Annotated in this window: 18 protein-coding genes and 1 tRNA gene; 6 read left to right on the top strand and 13 right to left on the bottom strand. The window is 64.1% G+C overall.

What is annotated here, in order from left to right; genetic code table 11:
* Positions 1 to 5 precede the first annotated feature (5 nt).
* The 4 genes from SC1_RS03600 to SC1_RS03585 all read right to left on the bottom strand — a co-directional run bounded on the left by SC1_RS03600 (position 6) and on the right by SC1_RS03585 (position 5,129).
* A complete protein-coding gene (locus tag SC1_RS03600) occupies positions 6 to 932 on the bottom strand; it encodes a HEPN domain-containing protein (RefSeq protein ID WP_062177687.1) in 927 nt (308 codons plus the stop codon).
* 65 nt (positions 933 to 997) lie between these two features.
* Positions 998 to 1,948, bottom strand: coding sequence for a DUF2493 domain-containing protein (locus tag SC1_RS03595; RefSeq protein WP_062177684.1), 951 nt, complete (start codon positions 1,946 to 1,948; stop codon positions 998 to 1,000).
* 324 nt (positions 1,949 to 2,272) lie between these two features.
* Positions 2,273 to 3,334 (bottom strand): toprim domain-containing protein, encoded by a 1,062-nt coding sequence (locus SC1_RS03590; RefSeq protein ID WP_062177681.1) that lies wholly within the window; start codon positions 3,332 to 3,334, stop codon positions 2,273 to 2,275.
* Positions 3,335 to 3,539: 205 nt separating this feature from the next.
* Positions 3,540 to 5,129 (bottom strand): hypothetical protein, encoded by a 1,590-nt coding sequence (locus SC1_RS03585; protein WP_062177678.1) that lies wholly within the window; start codon positions 5,127 to 5,129, stop codon positions 3,540 to 3,542.
* A gap of 25 nt (positions 5,130 to 5,154) precedes the next feature.
* Here SC1_RS03585 and SC1_RS22530 point away from each other — a divergent pair, with 25 nt between their 5' ends.
* From SC1_RS22530 to SC1_RS03570, 4 genes are all read left to right on the top strand, one after another.
* Positions 5,155 to 5,283, top strand: a complete 129-nt coding sequence (locus SC1_RS22530) for a sigma factor-like helix-turn-helix DNA-binding protein (protein WP_274520223.1) — start codon at positions 5,155 to 5,157, stop codon at positions 5,281 to 5,283.
* Positions 5,280 to 6,269 (top strand): FecR domain-containing protein, encoded by a 990-nt coding sequence (locus tag SC1_RS03580; protein ID WP_062177676.1) that lies wholly within the window; start codon positions 5,280 to 5,282, stop codon positions 6,267 to 6,269. Before SC1_RS22530 ends, SC1_RS03580 begins: the two co-directional genes overlap by 4 nt.
* Positions 6,270 to 6,367: 98 nt before the next feature.
* Entirely contained in the window at positions 6,368 to 8,893 is a 2,526-nt protein-coding gene (locus tag SC1_RS03575) for a TonB-dependent receptor (protein WP_062177673.1), read from the top strand.
* A 5-nt stretch (positions 8,894 to 8,898) separates the two neighbouring features.
* Positions 8,899 to 11,091 carry a prolyl oligopeptidase family serine peptidase gene (locus tag SC1_RS03570; RefSeq protein WP_062177670.1) on the top strand — a complete coding sequence of 731 codons (2,193 nt, stop codon included), beginning with the start codon at positions 8,899 to 8,901 and terminating at the stop codon, positions 11,089 to 11,091.
* Here the strand turns inward: SC1_RS03570 and SC1_RS03565 are convergent.
* From SC1_RS03565 to SC1_RS03540, 8 genes are all read right to left on the bottom strand, one after another.
* Positions 11,088 to 12,563: an asparagine synthase-related protein gene (locus SC1_RS03565; RefSeq protein WP_062177667.1), complete on the bottom strand. Its 1,476-nt coding sequence runs from the start codon at positions 12,561 to 12,563 to the stop codon at positions 11,088 to 11,090. The genes SC1_RS03570 and SC1_RS03565 overlap by 4 nt on opposite strands.
* A gap of 245 nt (positions 12,564 to 12,808) precedes the next feature.
* The gene (locus SC1_RS03560) at positions 12,809 to 13,450 is read right to left on the bottom strand and encodes a lasso peptide biosynthesis B2 protein (protein WP_062177663.1); all 642 of its coding nucleotides are present in this window, start codon (positions 13,448 to 13,450) and stop codon (positions 12,809 to 12,811) included.
* Between the two features lie 52 nt (positions 13,451 to 13,502).
* Positions 13,503 to 13,631 (bottom strand): hypothetical protein, encoded by a 129-nt coding sequence (locus tag SC1_RS22525; protein WP_274520222.1) that lies wholly within the window; start codon positions 13,629 to 13,631, stop codon positions 13,503 to 13,505.
* A gap of 53 nt (positions 13,632 to 13,684) precedes the next feature.
* Complete coding sequence (locus SC1_RS21775) at positions 13,685 to 13,831, bottom strand: benenodin family lasso peptide (RefSeq protein WP_152682275.1); 147 nt, start codon at positions 13,829 to 13,831, stop codon at positions 13,685 to 13,687.
* A 508-nt stretch (positions 13,832 to 14,339) separates the two neighbouring features.
* A tRNA-Arg gene (locus tag SC1_RS03555) sits at positions 14,340 to 14,416 on the bottom strand.
* Between the two features lie 49 nt (positions 14,417 to 14,465).
* Entirely contained in the window at positions 14,466 to 14,975 is a 510-nt protein-coding gene (locus tag SC1_RS03550) for a DUF1178 family protein (protein ID WP_370568696.1), read from the bottom strand.
* The gene (gene grxC, locus SC1_RS03545) at positions 14,935 to 15,195 is read right to left on the bottom strand and encodes a glutaredoxin 3 (protein WP_062177660.1); all 261 of its coding nucleotides are present in this window, start codon (positions 15,193 to 15,195) and stop codon (positions 14,935 to 14,937) included. Before grxC ends, SC1_RS03550 begins: the two co-directional genes overlap by 41 nt.
* Positions 15,196 to 15,199: 4 nt before the next feature.
* Complete coding sequence (locus SC1_RS03540; protein WP_370568747.1) at positions 15,200 to 15,982, bottom strand: double zinc ribbon domain-containing protein; 783 nt, start codon at positions 15,980 to 15,982, stop codon at positions 15,200 to 15,202.
* Between the two features lie 183 nt (positions 15,983 to 16,165).
* Here SC1_RS03540 and SC1_RS03535 point away from each other — a divergent pair, with 183 nt between their 5' ends.
* Positions 16,166 to 16,957, top strand: a complete 792-nt coding sequence (locus SC1_RS03535) for a methyltransferase domain-containing protein (protein WP_238586552.1) — start codon at positions 16,166 to 16,168, stop codon at positions 16,955 to 16,957.
* Here the strand turns inward: SC1_RS03535 and SC1_RS03530 are convergent.
* Complete coding sequence (locus SC1_RS03530) at positions 16,954 to 17,382, bottom strand: (deoxy)nucleoside triphosphate pyrophosphohydrolase (RefSeq protein ID WP_083435651.1); 429 nt, start codon at positions 17,380 to 17,382, stop codon at positions 16,954 to 16,956. The two genes, SC1_RS03535 and SC1_RS03530, sit on opposite strands and share 4 nt — an antisense overlap.
* Before the next feature lie 87 nt (positions 17,383 to 17,469).
* On the opposite strand from SC1_RS03530, the gene SC1_RS21465 reads away from it, so the two are divergent.
* A complete protein-coding gene (locus tag SC1_RS21465) occupies positions 17,470 to 17,619 on the top strand; it encodes a Flp family type IVb pilin (RefSeq protein ID WP_370568695.1) in 150 nt (49 codons plus the stop codon).
* Positions 17,620 to 17,754: the final 135 nt, after the last annotated feature.

Here is a 17,754-nt window from a genome sequence, read left to right as displayed (position 1 = left end):
GACGTTCAGGAGGATGTGCAGCGCGCCTCCAACTCCGCGATGCGTTCCGAACATATGGCGTGCACAGCGCGCCCGAGTTCCTCGACACATCCTGCAAGCCAGAGAAGCTCTTCCTCGCTGATCCGGTAATGTTTGGAATAGCGCGCCTTCACATAGGCCTCCTTGAGCTTCTCGAAGCGCGCTCGATCCGCCTTCAGTTCACGCGGCCAGGCATCGACCAGACGCATGTCGATCCGCTCTGCCTGCGTCCGCAGGAAGCCCAGATTATGGACGTGGGGCGTGTAAAAGGTGCAAACCAACAATACGCCATGATAGAGAAACTCCGCACTCTGATGAAGATCGAAAGCCGCTGGCTTGAGAAAACCCTTCTCTCGGCCAATAGCTGACAGCTCAAAACGCTGCATCGAGAGTGGGAACCACTCGTCAAAATATTCCTTGGCCATCGCCAGCGCTTGTTCGGGCGTCTTCGGCTTCGGCTTGTGCAATTCCTTGTCGTCATATTCATAGAGCGCGATGCCGTCGCGCGCGACGTCCATGAAGAAATAGCGCCCGTGCGCGAGCCCGTCGTTCACCTCCTGAAGGGTGTGGACGATGAAGTTGACCGGGGTCTTGAGCGTCTTGTCGATCGCCAGCTCGCGGATAAGCCGATCCTCGAGCTTGCCCCAGAAGTCGACCTTCTCGGTCAGGCGCTTGTCGTTGACGATGACCAGGAGATCGAAGTCCGAACGATAGCCCTTGGCGGTGTGCGGCTCGTCGACCCAGCCGCCGCGGGCGTAGCTGCCGTAGAGGATGATCTTGTCGATCCGGCCCTTCTTTTTCCAGCCCATGGTGCCGAGCGCGATCGCATCCTCGAATTCTTCGAAGATGATCGCCTTCACGCGCTCAAGCTCGCGCTGCTTGTTGGCCGGGAGATGATCGAGATCGGTACGCATCGTTCTTTCCTTCTGTGGTGGGACGCTCGCCCGATGGCAAGCGCCGTCCGATCCAAATCGGCATCTCAGCCCGCTTCCCTGATCCGAAAATCCCAAACCGGAATGCCGAACGCCCGGGCCTTGTCGACGAGATTGTCCTGGATGCCGGTGCCCGAGAAGACCACCAGCCCCGCCGGCATGGCATCGATCATCCGCTCGTTGCGCTTGAAGGGCGCGGCTTTCTTGTGGCGGTTCCAGTCGGGACGGAAGGCCACCTGCGGCACGCCGCGGGTGTCGGCCCAGCAGGCGGCAGCGCGTTCGGCGCCGGTCGGCGTTGCGCCGTGCATCAGGACCATGTCGGCATGGCGCGCATGGACCTTGTCGAGCGCCGACCAGATATGGCGATGGTCGTTGCACGCGGGGCCGCCGCTGAACGCGATGCGCGTGCCCTCGGGGATCAGGGATTTCGCCTTTTCGCGGAGCCGGCGATCCATGAAGTCGCGGCTGTCGATCATCGCCGCGGTCATCGTGCTGTGGCGGACGCGCGATCCCGTCCGCGGCAGCCAGGCCTTGCGGGCATGGATGCGAAATTGTTCGGCGGCGCATTCGCGGAAAAATTCCATCGTGTCGCGCCGCTCGATCATCGTGACCCCCTCGGCAATGGCGCGCTCGAGTTCGACCGAACGGATTTCGCTGCCGTCCTGTTCGCGCTGAAGCTCGCGCTGCGCCTGTTCGTTGCGATCGAGTTCGCGCTCGGCGCGCTCACCGGCGCGGTGAAAGATGTTGACGACGCTCCAGAGCAGATCCTCGAGATCGGGTTCGATCCGGGTATCGACGAGACAGCCGGCCAGCGCGTCGAAGATGTCGGCGACCGCGCCGCCGGCGAGCCGGTCGTCGGGAAGCGGCCGCCCGTCGGGTTCGTCCTCATAGGGCCGATGACCGTAAAGCTGCATTTCCTGAAGGAGCCAGGCGCTGGCGCCGGGTTCGAAGGGTTCGCCGGATGCGGCGGGTTCGGGAAGATCGGGCTCATATTTCATGTCGCTTCTCGCAAGTTGGAGCCGCGCCTTCCGCGGCCTTCGCGGCGACCGCTTGCGGGACGCGGGGCGGGACCGCACCGCAAGGGGGCTCGCCCCCCGCGCGGCCGAAGCGCCAGCGAAGGATGGCGGGCGAAGGCTATTTTGATTCGCGATGCAAAGGGGCGCAGCCCCGGCGGAAAATAGCCGCACGGCAAGCCATTGCGACCCCGCCCCGCGTCGCGCAGTCGCCCTCCAGCGAAGGCCAAAGGCGCGGCCTTACGCGTTGCGCAGAAGCAGGCCGTCCCGATAGCCGACCTGCCCCGCCCCTTCCGTCCCGGCGTTCGCTCAGCCCGGGAGAAAGCGCGCTGCGTCGTCGGCGCGCAACTGAAGCCGAAGAAGGGCTGCGAGCCGCTGACGCCCCAAGGCACACAGGTCGCGATTGAAATCGTCGCGCTGAGGCCGAAGCGGCACGACTTCGACTGCGGACGATGGTGCGCATTCGGCCGATATCTGCGCAGCCCGTTCGACGAGCGACCGCAGCGCGCCTTCGCCTGCACGGTCATCGTCGCAGGCGACATAGAGTCGGCGAAGCCCCCGGGGCAATTCGATCGCGGCGAGATGCGCGGCCGAGAGACAAGCGATCGCCGGAAGGCGCGGCATGAGCTGACGGAGCGACAGGATGGTTTCAATGCCCTCGCCTGCTGCCATGACGGGACCCGCGTCGCCGAAACGGACGCCATGCCCCAGCAGATGGCCCATAGCCCGGCGCGGACAAGCGACGGGCGCCTTGCCGCCCGCCGGATCGAGCCAGGTGCGATGAACGCCGACGATCGCGCCCGCCGCGTCGGTGACCGCCGCGATCATCGCGGGCCAGGCCCGCCGAACGTCGGGTGCGTCGTCCTGCGACGCCCGGTAATAGCAGGACGGATGAAAGCGCAGCGTGCCCTGGTCGTCTGGCCGCTCGATCCCACGCGCGGCGAGATAGGTCGCCACGGGCGTGCCGATGATGGAACGCGATGCCGCCCATAGGCGCCGCGCTGCAGCGGGCGTTCCGCCCGGCGCCTTGCGAACGCGCGGATTCGCCGTCACCGGGACCTCAGGCTGGGGCAAGCTCAGAAAGCGCCGCGCCTCGGCCAGCGTTTCGCGCATGAGGCCATGGCCGCAGCTGGCAGCGATGACGTCGAGCAGATCGCCATGCTCACCGCTGGCGGCATCGGTCCATTTGCCTGCCTGGCCACGCGTATCGCCCGAAGCCGACAATCGCACGTAGAGACTGCGACCCGGGGCGCCCCGAACGTCGCCGACAAGCCAGTAACGGCCTTCACGCCGACCATTGGCGAGATAGCGGCGGCAAACGGCCTCGGCATTTTCCGCAAGGCGGCGAGCGATGTCGGAGGGACTGTCCATGGGGCTCCTCGGCAGCTGGCGCTGCGTCCACCGACAAGCGATCGGACGACACAGGCATGCGGCGCCGACAGCCCCTGCCGGCAGATGGCGGGAAGACTGCCACAAGGCGCACGCGGAATTCAACAAAATGCGGCAGCGACCGGCGGACCGGTCGCTGCCGCAATTCGGAAAAAAGGCGGAACGGCCGAAGCCGCCCCGCCCGATGTTATTCGGCTGCGACAGGCCAATCGTCCTGATCGGCTTCGCCGCTATCAGCTTCCGCGCCGATCTCGTCGACCTCGGCCGCGGCGACAGCGCCTTCGACCGGGACCTCGCCTTCGGAAGCAATGTCGGTTTCAGCATCGGTGCCCCCTGCGGCGGCACCTCCGTCAACGGACGTTTCGTCGGTCGGCGTACGCAGCGGTTCGGGCAGCCAATCGCATTCTTCGAGCAGCTTCTCCGCTTCGCGCGCCATGTCGGGCTTCTTCAGATGGTCGATCATGTCCGCGAATTGCGCGCCGCGTGCCTCGGTAACATCGGCGAGCAGCCGCGCCTTGGTGACGCCCCGGAAATAGCCCTCCGCGGTAGGCCGCCAGCCCGCCGCGAGGACGTCGAGGTTGACGGCGCGGGCCAGGACATGGCTGTGCGCGATGCGACGGTCGACGACGCGCGCCGAGACGCGCCCGTTGCCATATTTCGGAACGATCTCGGCCTGCGCATTGACGCCGAGCGATGCACAGTGCGCGAACAGGCTCGCCTGCTCGTTCGCGTCGAGCGCGAGGAGAGCGTCCCAAAGCGCGGTGTCTTCGTCAGGAAGACGGTCCCGCCAGGCTTCGTGCCGGGCATCGATCGCGCGCGCCGGTGCGCATTCACGAAGCCCCGTCGGCTCATTGGTGAAATATACCGTCGAGGCCGACAGTTCGAGACAGGTCTCATTGCTGGTGCGATAGAAGACCGCCAACACGAGTGCATGCAGGACCGCCGCGAAGGCCGCCTGCGGATTTTGCGCGAACGCGTCCTGCAGCGCCAGCGTACGCCAGGCGGTGAGGTCGGATACGAGCCGTTCGGGCAGCGGCTTCAAGCCTTCCTCTTCGGCATCGTCGCCGCCAGCGCCCGGATCTGCCGCACTGTCGCCATCGGCAGAAGGCGCGTCGCCTTCCTCTCCCCCGGTCCGTTCGTCGTCGCCGTCCGCAGTTCCATCCTCTTCGACAACCGGCTCATCCTCGGGCCGCACGAAGCCGCGATCGATACGGACCGTCCCGTCATAATCGACCGACACGAAGGCGCCGCCATGGACCATCCCGGTTTCGTCGAAGATCAGCGGCCGATCGGTCAGCGCCCCGATTTCGCTCTCGATGGCTTCGAGCCGTGCGTGCACTTCGGCGGGCACGTCGGGCTCCTCGGACCATTGGTCGGACAGCTTGTCGGCCTCGGCTTCGAGCTCGGCGAGCTTCGCTTCTTCTTCGGCGGTCATCGCGACCTCGGAGCTGACGAGACGGCGGAGACCGCTGGTTGCGCTCCATGGCAGGTCGATCGCGGTCTGCACCCACAGCCAGCCTTCCTTGCCGATATGCGCGGCGACGGCGCCGAGCTTTTCATCGACGAGCCGGTCGAGCAGCGCCGGGTCGGTCAGCCAGCCGCCGTCATCGGCCTCGAACAGGTCGCGCACGATTCCGCCGCCCGCGGCGAGATAGGCGTCGACGGACACGAAGCGCACGCGCTTGTCGGCGGCGCGCACGCTATTCTCGGTCAGCTTCTGGCGGATGAAGGATGGCGACTTGTTGTAGCTGTGCGCGAGCATCTCCCACACCTGCACCTGCCGCTCATGATCGTCCGTCCTTATGCACCGGGTGGACGAACTCAGTTATCGCGAGATACATGAGTTGCTTGGCATCAGCATCGCGACGGTGGAATATCATATGATGAAGGCGCTCAGTCAGATTTCGAAGGTGGTGGACGGCGGCCGATGACCAACAGAAACGGCGACGACCATCCGGTCGATGAAGTCGCCCAGGCTTGGCTGATCAAGATGCGCGGCGAAGATGCCGGTGCCTTGCGTGGAGAGTTCGAAACCTGGCTGCTCGCATCGGCCGAGCATGCCGAAGCCTACCGCCGCGCCGAACGCCGGATGTCGGCACTGACAATCCTCAAGACATCGGCGCGCCACGGAACCGGTCATGCCCACGAGCGGCGGGGCCTGGTTCGCGGCTGGCTGCCCTGGGGCGCCGCCGCGACGGCAATTGCGCTGCTGATCCTTGCGTTCGGGGCGGGAGGCGCCTCCCTTCCCGGCCAGCCGGGCGCCGCCTCGATCGCCTATGCCGCCGAACCACTTGTCACGCAGCGCGGCGAAATCCGCACATTCAAGCTCGCCGACGGGTCGCGTGCCACGCTCGACACCGACAGCCGGCTGGACGTCGCGTTCGGAAATGGCGAGCGAAGCGTCCGGCTGGTCAAGGGCCGGGTGCGTCTTGCGATCGCAAGGCAGGATGTCCCGCTTCACATTGCGGCGGAACGCGGTGCGACCACCGCAAATGATGCCGAGATCGATCTGAGCATCGACGAGGCCGGCACCGTTACCGCTGCCCTCCGACGCGGTGACGCCGATTGGCGTCCGGATATGAAATCCGGCGCGGCGAAGCCGCTGTCTCGAGGCCAGACGCTGACCTATCGGCGGGATGGCCAGCTGCAACCTGCGGGAGCAGCGACGCCCGACATTCCCGTAAACTGGCCCGAAGGCTGGGCGGACTATCGTTCGATACGGCTCGACCGGCTGGTTGCCGAGGCCAACCGTTACGCCGTCCGCCCGATCTTGATCGACGACGGCAAGATTGCGGCTCTCGAAGTGTCGGGACGCTTTCATATCAGCCAGACCGAGGTTTTCGCCGAACGGATCGCCAGCCTGTTCGGCCTCGGCATCGATCGCAAGGCAGACGGGGTCCATCTGCGCCGCCGATAATTTTTTCACCGATCGACTAAGGACCCCCTCTTCGCCCCGTCAACGCACCCCCACTGGCCGCCTGCCTGAAGCACGGCCGAGATTTTGGGGGAGTGTTTATGTTGAAGAAGTCCCGTTCGCTGGTTGCGCTGCTGGTGGGTACCGCCGCCTGTTTCACGCCGGCGGTCGCGCTGGCAATGCAGGAGCAGCGCCAGTCCTATGACATGCCCGCGCAGGATCTGGGCGACGCGCTGCGCGGCGCCGCTGCGATCGCCGATATCGAACTTTACGCGTCCTCGCGCGATCTCGAGGGAAAGACGGCGCCGCCGCTCAACGGCAAGCTGACGCCGCGCGAGGCCATTGAGACGCTCCTGGAGGGGAGCGGGCTCGTCGCTCGGTTCGATGCCCGGTCGGTCATGATTTCGAGTGGCGATACCGTAAGCCCCACCGATGCAGAGGTCATCATCGTCACCGGCTCGCGGATCGCCGGCGCGCCCGCCGCTGCGCCGGTCATCGAAGTCACCTCCGAAGACATTCGCAATGCGGGGCATGCCGATCTCGGTGAAGTCGCCCGCAGCTTGCCGCAGAATTTCGGCGGTGGTCAGAACCCGGGCATCGGATCGGGCCAAGGCATCCCGAATGAAAATGTGAATGTGAACGGTGCCTCGACCTTCAACCTGCGGGGGATCGGCCCCAACGCGACGCTGACGCTGCTCAACGGCAATCGCTTTGCCTACAGCGGCAACAATAGCGTCGTCGACATCAGCGCGATCCCGGTCTCCGCGGTCGACCGCATCGAAATCGTTACCGACGGAGCCTCCGCGATTTACGGTGCGGACGCCGTCGCGGGGGTCGTCAACATCCTGCTGCGCAAGGATTATGAGGGTCTGACAACGAGCGTCCGTCTCGGCGCGTCGACCGATGGCGGCAATTTTCAGCAACAATATACGCTGCTCGGCGGCGCCAAATGGACGGGGGGCGGGTTCATTGCGACCTATGACTATTTCGACAACAGCGCGATTCTTGCTCGTCAGCGTGATTACACGTCGAGCAGCAATCCGGTATCGACGCTCTATCCCGACCTCAAGCGCCACAGCATCCTGCTGAGCGGTCATCAGCTGCTGGCGCCCGGCGTCAATCTCAAGGCCGACCTCATCTACAAGCGCGGCGACATGCGGTCGGTCCGCGGCCTGATTGTCGACCGGCCCGTCGAGGCGCGTGGCAGCCGCGTCGTCAACAAATTCGAGACATTCGGTGTAGCGCCGTCACTCGAAGCTGAACTCGCAGGAGGTTGGACCGCTAGGCTCACGGGTTTTTATGGCAGCGACGACACGCTCGGTCTGACGCAGAATTTCACGAACAACGTCGCGATCCAGAATGTCCGGATCTTCGACAACCGAAATGTCGCGGTGGAGGCAGGCGTCGAAGGACCGCTCTTCGGGCTTCCCGCCGGCGATGTCCGGCTGGCGGCAGGCGCAGGCTGGCGGCGCAACGAGATCGACGCCGAGATCACGCGGCGGCGCATTCTCGCGAGCCGCGAGAATAAATTCGCCTATGGCGAGCTGTTCGTGCCCCTCGCAAGCCCCGCGCAAAATCTTGGATTCGCGCACCGCGCCTCGATCACTGCGGCGCTGCGCTGGGAAGATTATTCGGATGCGGGCAGCATCGTCACACCGAAGCTCGGCTTCGTCTACGCTCCGGCGCCAGAGGTCAGCTTCGGGGTATCGTGGGGACGTTCGTTCAAGATGCCGACCCTGCTCCAGCAATATAGCGGCTATATCGCGATCCTCTACCCGGTCGCCGGCTATGGCAGCCTGTTCCCGCCGGGATCGACCTATGTCGCGCTGGCGTCCTCGAACCCTGACCTCGGTCCCGAACGATCGGAGAGCCTGACGCTGAGCGCGACCTTCCGGCCCTCCCCGCGGCTCCAGATCGTGACCAGCCTGTTCAACCTCGACTATCGCGATCGCGTTGCGCCGCCCTTCGCCTCGTCAGTCGGTGCGCTCACCAACCCGCTGCTCGCGAGCCTCGTCAGCTTTGATCCGACAAGCGCCGAACTCGACGCAGCCATCGCCGGTGCCTATGCCCCGCTCGCCAACGCGACGACTGGCGCGTATAATCCGGCCAATGTCGTCGCGCTGCTCGACGGCCGCGACCGCAACATCGCCGAGCAACGCTTCCGGGGCGCCGACCTGTCGATCCGCTACCGGGCGCCAATGGGCAACGGCCGCTCCCTGACGCTCACCGCTGGCGCGACATGGCTGGATAGCCAGCAGCGCCTCCTTCCCGGCCTGCCCGCGACCGACCTTGCCGGGACCATCTTCAACCCGCCGCATTTCAAGGCGCGCGGCGGCGCGAGTTTCGGCGACGAACGATTTACCCTCGCCTCCTTCCTGAGCTTTACGGGTGGGGTCACCGACAATCGTCGCGCAGTGCCAGTGAAGATATCGCCGGTCGCGACCCTCGACCTCACCGCGCGGTTCAAGCTTGCTGACCTCGCCGACGTGTCGCTGAGCGCGCTCAACATCTTCGACGCGAAGCCCGACCAGACTGTCGTCGCCGGCGCGGGAGATACGCCTTTCGATTCCACCAATTATTCGCCCTTCGGACGCTTCATCGGCGTCACGATCAGCCGCGACTGGTGAGCGCCATGAATGTCACCAGCAAAGCTCGCCTCCTCTCGGCCGCCGCGTTCCTTGCCGCAGCGGCGCTCTCCCCCGTCACCCGGGCGGGGGAGAGCATCCCGCGTCTCTGGACGCTCGAAGACATATTGATGGTCCCCGAGGTGACCGAAATCGCCCTGGCATCAAACGGCCGCGCGGCAGTCTATGTCGTCGAGCAGGCCGACCCGGCAAGCGAACACCCCCAGTCCTCAATCCATATCGTTGATCTCGCAGCCAAGACAGAGCGCCGAGTGGCAAACGCCACCATTGCAAAGCTCATCAAGCGCATCCCCGGCACCAGCGACTGGAGCGGCCTTCTCGACATGGGTGATGGCCTCCAACTTTACCGGATCTCACAGTCTGGCGCGATTGCGCCCCTCATGATCAATCCCGACACCGTGGCTGTTGGGAGAGGTGACCTTTCCTTTCCGATCAGCGGGTCGCCGCCGCACCGCGTCGGAGTCCTCGCCTACGACTGGTCGCCTGACGGTCGCTGGCTATGGTACAGCGTGCTGCGTGAGCAAACCGGGGCGCCGCGCGTGCGCTTCGACGAAGCGGTGGCGTCGCTCGGAACGCGGCGCCGCTCGCAGATCGAGGTGGAAATCGCGTTCCAGCTCCGCGATCCGGGCGGACACTCCGAGACAGTCGTCGTGCGTCCATCGACTGATCGCATGGCCGTCCATGCTGGCGCGAACATCGTCTGGAACGGCGACCAGATCGAATTCCGCGTCGAAAACGCCAATGGCACGACCGGCAGCGCCTTTGAGACACTGGCGTGGAACCGCCGAACAAAAGCACTGCGTACGCTGACGAGCGAGCAGGATGCCAAGACCATGTTGATGCTACAGGGGCCGCGCGGTGGCCGCCTCAATACGGAGGGTGCCGAAAGCCAAAACAGGCTCTTGGAGACGTTGGCTGATGGCCGGCGTCACGACTATGGCGGCGTTGACTTCATTATTGGCGATCCGCGGGCGGTCGGCACGGCCCGTTCGGCCGATGGGGGCCGTGTAATTATGGGCACGCGAAGCCTTGCCATGCCCTCCTATGGCCTGGCCTTTCTGGACCGGAACGGGTTGCGCGAAATCAGGAGCAAATTCAGCCTCACCCAATGCGGCTTCGATGAAGCGCTCCGTTTCGGGGTTTGTGTCGAGCAGGGCATGACGCGTCCGCCGCGCCTCGTTCGCGTCGATCTGGAAAGCGGCAAGATCTCTCCAATATTGCCGATTTCGCCGCGCCACGAAGCAATCGTTCCGCTTGAGGTGAAGCCCCGTACCTGGGTCAACCGCCACGGCTACAAGGCGACGGGATATGTCGTACTGCCACGAGCCTACCGGCCTGGTCGGCGCTATCCCACAGTCATCGTGACCCATGGCGGCGATGCCGACGACCGTTTCTCGGATGTCGGAAACCAGTGGAACTATCCAGTCCAGCTGCTCGCCGAACGCGGCTATGTGGTGTTGCTGATCAATGATCCTGCCCCAAACCAGACCCCTGAACAGATCGCCGCTTACCGGGCATGGGGCCAAGGAAAAGGTCCGCTCGAACCCGAGGCATTGCAACGGCTCATCTGGATCAACGGCGTGCACAGCTTCGAGGATGCGATTGACGAATTGGTCGAAGAAGGGCTGGTCGACCGTGATCGCGTCGGCATCGCGGGCTACAGCCGCGGGTCGCAGATGGTCAATGTCGCGATTACCCGGTCATCCTACTTTCGCGCGGCCTCAAGCGGCGACGGCGGTTTCCTAGAACCGGCTGCCTATGCGGCGTCAAAAGCCAATTATGATTCAGTCTATGGCGGCGCTCCGCTGAGCGACCATTTCCCGCAATATCGCCAGTTTGCCCCGTCGCTCAATGCCGACAAGATTTGTGCGCCGGTCCTGCAGCAGGTTGCTGCCGCCTCCCCTGCCCAGGTCGAATTCTTTGAAGCGGTCCGCGCAGCCGGGGTGCCGACCCAGCTCAGCTATTATCCCGGGGCAATCCCCGCAACCGATGAGACTCATATCTTCTACATCCCCCGGAACCGTCTGCTCGCCATGCGCGAGAATATTGCCTGGTTCGACTATTGGCTGCTCGGAAAGCGCGATCCCGCCATGCCCTTTCCCGAGCGCCTCGCGGAATGGGACAAGATGGCGCAAGCCATGCCAGATCGCTGCGCCACGGTCCTCGATAAGCCTGGCTAGGCACCGCTCCACCAACGCGCCCAGCTCTCGGCCGCAGCGAGCGCGAGGATGCGATGACGGCGCGCCGTGCCGCGCCAACTCGGATCCTCGCGCTCGTCGAGCAGCGCGCGATCGAACACGCCCGCGCCAGCGAGCACACCATCGCGAAGCATGGCATGCAGAGCCTCGCGATACTCCCGGTAGATCATGAGATGAAAATCGCCGGGTCCGCCCTTGCTCGTGCGGTCAATGACAAGCGGCGGCAGCCAGCCTTCGAAGGCCTTTCGCGCAACCGCGCGATTGCGGCCCTCGGCGATCCACATCCACGTCGGGATCGAAAGACAGAGCTCGACGATCGGCTGCGCGTGCAATGGTGCCACATGCGGCGGTGCCTCCGCTCGCGGGTAAAGCTCGATGCTTTTGTGGGTGCGCATCAGATAGGTGGCATGCACGGTCTTGCCGGGCAGCACGGAAGAGTCTGACTGCAACCAAGGGTGGGTCGGACCTTCCTCCTCCAGCTCCGCGACAAGGCCGCCGTGGAGACCCGCCGCATCGAACCGCGGAACATGCTGCCCGCGGTTTCGGCGGCAGCGCGACCAGGCGTGCCGCAAGACCGCCATGTCATTCGCTCCCGTCACGGTTCCGATATCGCGGATGGTTGCAGCGAGTGGCGGCCGCAGTCCCTCGGCAAGGAAGCGATCGAGAAGCGGCACTGCACTGCGGACGCTGCAGAAGATCCCGTCGCCGCCATTGCCCGAAAAATGCGCATCGAGAGACAATTCAGCCTCGAAGCGTCGGTGGATCGCCTCGATCGACTGCTTGAAGATCGGCGCCACCGGCCACGGCAGATGGGGTGCCACAGCGCGCTCAACATCGATATGGGCGAGATCGTAAGCTGCATCGCGAAGGTCCATCCCGATGCCATTCGCGAGCACACGCGAATATCGCCGCTCGTCGCCATCAGCACCCGGACCGACAAGTGTGAGCCCGGTCAGCCGAGTGGCGCGCCGCGCCGCCGCTGCCGCGACGATTGAGGAATCGAGTCCACCGGAGGCCCCGAGCAAAATCGACGAATAGCAGCTTGCCCAAGTGCCGACACAATCTGCAACGGTCTCGCGAAGCTGCTCTGCGAGTTCGCTGAGGTCGCCGCCGCTGTATGCCATATGATCGAAAGGCGACCACCAGGTTTCGGTCCGCACTGCGCCGTCTTTGGCGACAAGGCATTCACCCGCGATCAGCTCCTCGGCACTAGCAAGACAGGTCTTGCGTCCCCGCGCATCGCCCGAAGCAAGGGTGCGCGCGAGTTCGCGATAGTCGACTGCTGCATCGCCGGGCGTAACGAGGTCGCGGATGTCGCCCGCCAGGATCACGCGTTCGGCTTCGCGACGGATGTAGCAGGGCAAGCCACCTGACGGATCGCGCAGCACTTGGATTGCGCCGGTCGGGTCGGCGTGAATGAGCAGATAACCGCCCCAGAAGTCCGATAGGAGCATCCGCCCCCGATCTTCGCAGAGTCCGGCCGCGGATTCTGCGTCGAGGCCGAAAACCCGTGAGCTCGGCGGACCTTTTCGAAATAGGTGGCCAAGAAGGATGGTCGACGCGCCTGCCGGAATGACGGGTTCGTGGGACCAGAGCGCTACACGTCCGGAAAGAAAGTTGGGCGATGGCTCAAACCCGCGTCTCGCGCCAGGCGCGATGTCCGGTCGCAGAGCAATTTCGATGCGAAACCCTCCCGCCATCAGACGATGTAGATCGGCTGGTAGTTGCGAACAATATCGAACGGGTCGGTGAGAATCCGGTCGCCGGCCTGAATCCAGCAATGCGCTGCAAATGGAATCGTCACACCAAAGACCAGCGATGCCGCGACGCCCTTCCGGTGAAGTACATTCAACATCGCAACACCACGGACAAGGCACTGGTCTTGCATCGAAATGAAGCGTCCGGCTCGGCGAAAGTCGGCGGCGATATGCGCCAACTTCTTGTCGTCCGACCCCGCTCGCACGGGTTTTGTGCGGGCAAGATCTTCGAGCACGTCGGAGAGCGGTCGGCGCCGAAGGTCGGAACGGGCCCGGCGCAAGAACCACAAGCTCGTCGTCGTCCCGCGCAATCCTCCCTCGGGAAGTCCATCGTCGATGAGGCTCGAAGTAGGTGGAACGAAGGCTTGGTGTCCAAGCGTTGCTCTATATCCGGCGGGTTCGATCAGATCGCGAGCGGAAAGCTCAGCAAGGTCTCCGTCGGTCGCATAGCCTGAGAGGAAGCGCCCGAAACATGCGGCAGTCGACCCGGCCAGCAGGATGTAGCGGTCCGCAGGGAGGTCGAAGAGGATGTGGGCGCCGGAAACCTCTCGATGATGAAGGCCGCGGCGCAGCGTGAGATCCATGAAATTGCTTTCATCGGCCCGCGTGCCACTCGTGCATGACGCGCTCCTGGCCTCAGTCGTCGGCGCCGATGTCATAATTGCCCAATTCTGCCTCCGGTATGCCGAGGGGCTCGGCACCGCGAGTTTCGGTGCTGATCGCGCCAAGGTCGACCATGTCATCGCCGCAGTGAGGGGACTTCATTGCATGACCTTCCCAAGTCGGCGTGCCGCCCGAGAGCAGCACGCCGCTCGCCTTCAATCGTCGGCGCTGATGGCGCCGCCGCCGAACGGATAGTGGTCACCCTGCTCGACGTCGGGCTTGCCGATCGGTTCGAGGCCACGGGTTTCGGTGCTGATTGCACCCAGGTCGATCAGTTCATCGCTGTGCTGCAAAGTCTTCATCACTTTTACCTTTCCCAAAGCGACCAAAATGAGTCGCAGGGAAAAGCTATGAATAGATAAGTCCGGATTCCATTTAATAATCGGATTATTATCAGGCACCTGATTGTGATCCTCAAAAAGAGTGACCGAGCTATAGAAAGCGCACGTCGGGCGTGCACACCGACACCTTTAGCTGGATGCCTGGACATTCGTGCCAGAACCCGGTCACGCGCTCATAAGTTCGAGCGCGATAGTATTTTGCCAGCCTGCGCACCTATTGCAATGAGAACTGGAACCGCGAGCGGATGTATCCGAACCAAGGTTTTGCCTGAGAACCTGCCACGAAACGAGCCGTCGATCTCGCTATCTGTCACTTGACCGGAATCGTCAGGCGCTCGCGCCTGCAAGCGCGCGCCAAATCGAACGGCGAACCTTCCGACAGAGCCCCGCGTATCGTTGCCACGGTGATTGCTAGGTGATTGCTGAAAGCGGACCGAAGAAATCGGCAGCCAGCTAAGTCATTGAAAAATGGTGCACCCGACTGGATTCGAACCAGTGGCCCCCAGATTAGGAATCTGATGCTCTATCCTGCTGAGCTACGGGTGCGCCGTCGTTCGTGTAGCGGCGCTGCGAGCGAAGCGTCAATCGCGATGGATCAATTGGCTGCTTCGGGCGGAACAATTGGTACGAGCAGGGGCATCGCTGCGATCCCATCGTCGCGGAGCGATTGCGCCTCTTCGGGCGACGCCTGGCCGTGGATCAGGTCCTCGGTCGCTCGGCCTTCGTGCATTGCGCGCGCGGCGTCGGCGAAATCGCGGCCCACCCAGCGCGACTGCGGCAGCATCTCGGCCTGTTTCGCCGCAATATCCGCGAGCAATTTACGCACCAGTTCGGGCGACGGCTCCCCCGGCCCAGCCGCTTCCCGAGGGGCGTGAGCCACAAGTTGCTGGTTGGATTTGGCGCCGACCCGGGGTGCCATCACCGCCTTTTTGACATCGTCGTCGCCGCACACGGGGCAGTTGATGAGCCCGCGCACCTGCTGATCAGCAAAACTCTCGCTACTCGCGAACCAGGCTTCGAAACGGTGATCTCCGGCGGCACAACAAAGGTCGAAAACGATCAAGTCAGGCCAGTCCCAGCAACGGATCGAGGCCGCCGCGCGCATCGAGCGCCGCCATGTCGTCGCTGCCGCCGATATGCTTCCCGTCGATGAATATCTGCGGGACGGTGCGCGCGCCGCCCGCGCGCTCGACCATGGCGTCGAATCCGGCGCGGTCCGTCGTCAGGTCGATTTCCTGATATTCGACGCCCTTGCGATTGAGCAGCGCCTTGGCGCGCGAGCAATAAGGGCAGAAAAATTTCGTAAACACTTCGATCTTGGCCATGCGGCTATCCTGTCATCACTAGGTCCGTCATATCGGAATCCAACGAAGCAAAGTCAAATATGTTGCCTGTCATCAGGGCCTCGGGGACCACCCGGGCCCAGGTAAGCGCCGATACGCGCGCCGTGCCGAGGCGTCCGAGCAAGCGCGCCGCCGCACGGAGCGTCGCGCCGCTGGCATGGACGTCGTCGACCAGCACCAGATGCCGCCCCGCGGCCCGCACCTTGGCATCCGCTGCCAGCGCAAATGCGCCTGCAACGATCCGCTCACGCTCACGCCGTCCCTTGCCGCGCAGCGATGCGGTCGGCTTGGCCCGCAAAAGCAGGTGGTGGTCGTGGGGTACGCCGGTCAGCCGCGACAGTTCGTCGACGACCAACGCGGCCTGGTTGAACCCACGCGACCAGAGTCGCCAGCGTTGCAGCGGCACCGGAACGAGCAACATCGCCTCCATATCGCCGAGCATATTAAGTTGCCGCGCCATCAGCCGCGCCATCAACCGCGCATGGCCGGTACGCCGCGCATATTTGAGGCGAAGCGCCACCGTGCGCGCGACGGGACCGTAAGCGACGGCAGCGGGAGCGCCCTCGAACGGCGGAGCGTTTGCGAGACACGCGCCGCATTCGACAAATCCGCCGGACAAGCTTGTCGGCAGTGGGATCGAGCAGCGCGAGCAGGACGGTCCATCGAGAAAATCGAGCGAGGACCAGCACGTCAGACAAAATTGCCGGTCTTCGCCGACGACAACTCCGCAGCCGGGGCAACGCGGTGGTAACGCATAATCGATGATCATACGCGCCGCGACGTGCAAACCGCTGCGCCAAGCCCCCGACGGCGCGCCGTCTTTTTCGACATCCCCCTTCGTCGTCGCCATCCCCGGCTTGTGCAGCATCGCCGGGAACGGCACAAGCGGCGCATGTCGCAACCTCCCCGCCCGCTTTTCTCCCCATCCCGTCATCGTGCCCAGCGCGACCGCATGGCGCGCCTGCCCGCATCGGCCAATTTTCTTGCGCCGATCATCGCCGAAACGCTTCTCGACCGGCTGACGATGGTCACGCGCGAATTTTCCCGCACCCTGCTGATCGGCGCGCATGACCCGGCACTGGCCGACCATCTGCGCAACACCGGCACCGACCTTACCCTTGTCGAGGCGGGGCCGTATCTTGCGGCGCAAACCGGCGCGATCACGGTCGAGGCCGACGCCATCGACCTGCCCTTCGGCAGTTTCGACCTGATCCTTTGGCCGGGCGGGCTCGACAGCGTCAACGACGTGCCGGGCGCCCTGCTCCGCCTCCGCGCGCTGCTCGCACCCGATGGCTTGCTCCTCGGCGCATTTGTCGGCGACGGCAGCCTGCCGCGTCTCCGCCGCGCGGTAATGACCGACGGGGTACGTTCGATCGCGCGCCTGCATCCACAGATTGATCTTTCCGCGATGGGCAATCTGCTCCAGCGCGTCGGCTTCACGCTACCCGTCGTCGACGTCGAGGCGTTGACAGTGCGCTATGGCGACTGGTTCACGCTCGTCCGCGATCTGCGTGCCGCGGGCCTGTCGAGCCGACTCCTGCCCACGCCTTCGCCATTGACCCGCGAAGAAGTCGCTCGGATTGCGGCCGCTTTCGCCGCCCACGCCGATCCCGACGGTCGGATCGGCGAAACATTCCGCCTCGTGCATTTCAGCGGCTGGGCGCCGCATCCCGATCAGCCGCAACCTGCGCGGCGCGGCAGCGGCACTGCCTCGCTGGCGGCAGCGCTGAAACCGAAGGATTAAACCAGCGCCTCCAGCAAGCCGATCAACGGCTTGTCGGCGGGCGGCATATCGAGGCCGTGCAGTTCGACGGGGCGCACCCAGCGGAGCGCGCTGGCGTGCTGGGCAACAGGCGTCCCGCGCCATTTGCGACAGACGTAGAGCAGCAGAAGAAGATGCCGGTCGCCGATCATATCGCTCGCGAAACAGGCTGGTGCGAGGCAGGCATGGTCGACATCGATCGCGAGCTCCTCTTCGAGTTCGCGGATCAAAGCCTGCTCGGGCGTTTCACCCGGCTCCAGCTTGCCGCCCGGAAACTCCCACAGCCCCGCCATCGACAGGCCTTCGGGACGCTGCTGGACAAGCAATCGCCCATCGCGGTCGACAAGCGCCACAGCGACAACCACAAGCGAGGTTTTCTGCGGATTTCCGGCTTCGGACACGGACAAATTATTAACCTTCCTGTGTAAATATTGGCACCCTCGGGAACTATAATTTCAGTCAGGGGTGGAACAATGCGAAACTTTTACAGGCTGATGCGGTCGACCAGGGCCGCCACAGCCGTCGAATATGGGCTGATACTGGCCCTTGTCTTTTTGGCGGCTATTGTTGCGATAACCGATGTCGCGAACTCGACGAGCGCCATGTGGGGCAAGGTCTCGACCGCCGCCACAGAGAATATGTAGCATATAACGGCATTCTCATTTCGGGACCGCGGTTCGGCGTGTCTCCTTCAGCCATTAAGATTTTCAAAACCTATTCGCCCTAAACCCGCTGATGTTGACCCAGACCAGACCGTCAACAGGGTAAGTGAAATCAGG

It is taken from the genome of Sphingopyxis sp. C-1 (assembly GCF_001047015.1).
Classification (GTDB): Bacteria; Pseudomonadota; Alphaproteobacteria; order Sphingomonadales; family Sphingomonadaceae; genus Sphingopyxis.
The sequence above is the reverse complement of the archived record's forward strand: the minus strand, read 5'-3'. Positions and strand labels throughout refer to the sequence as shown.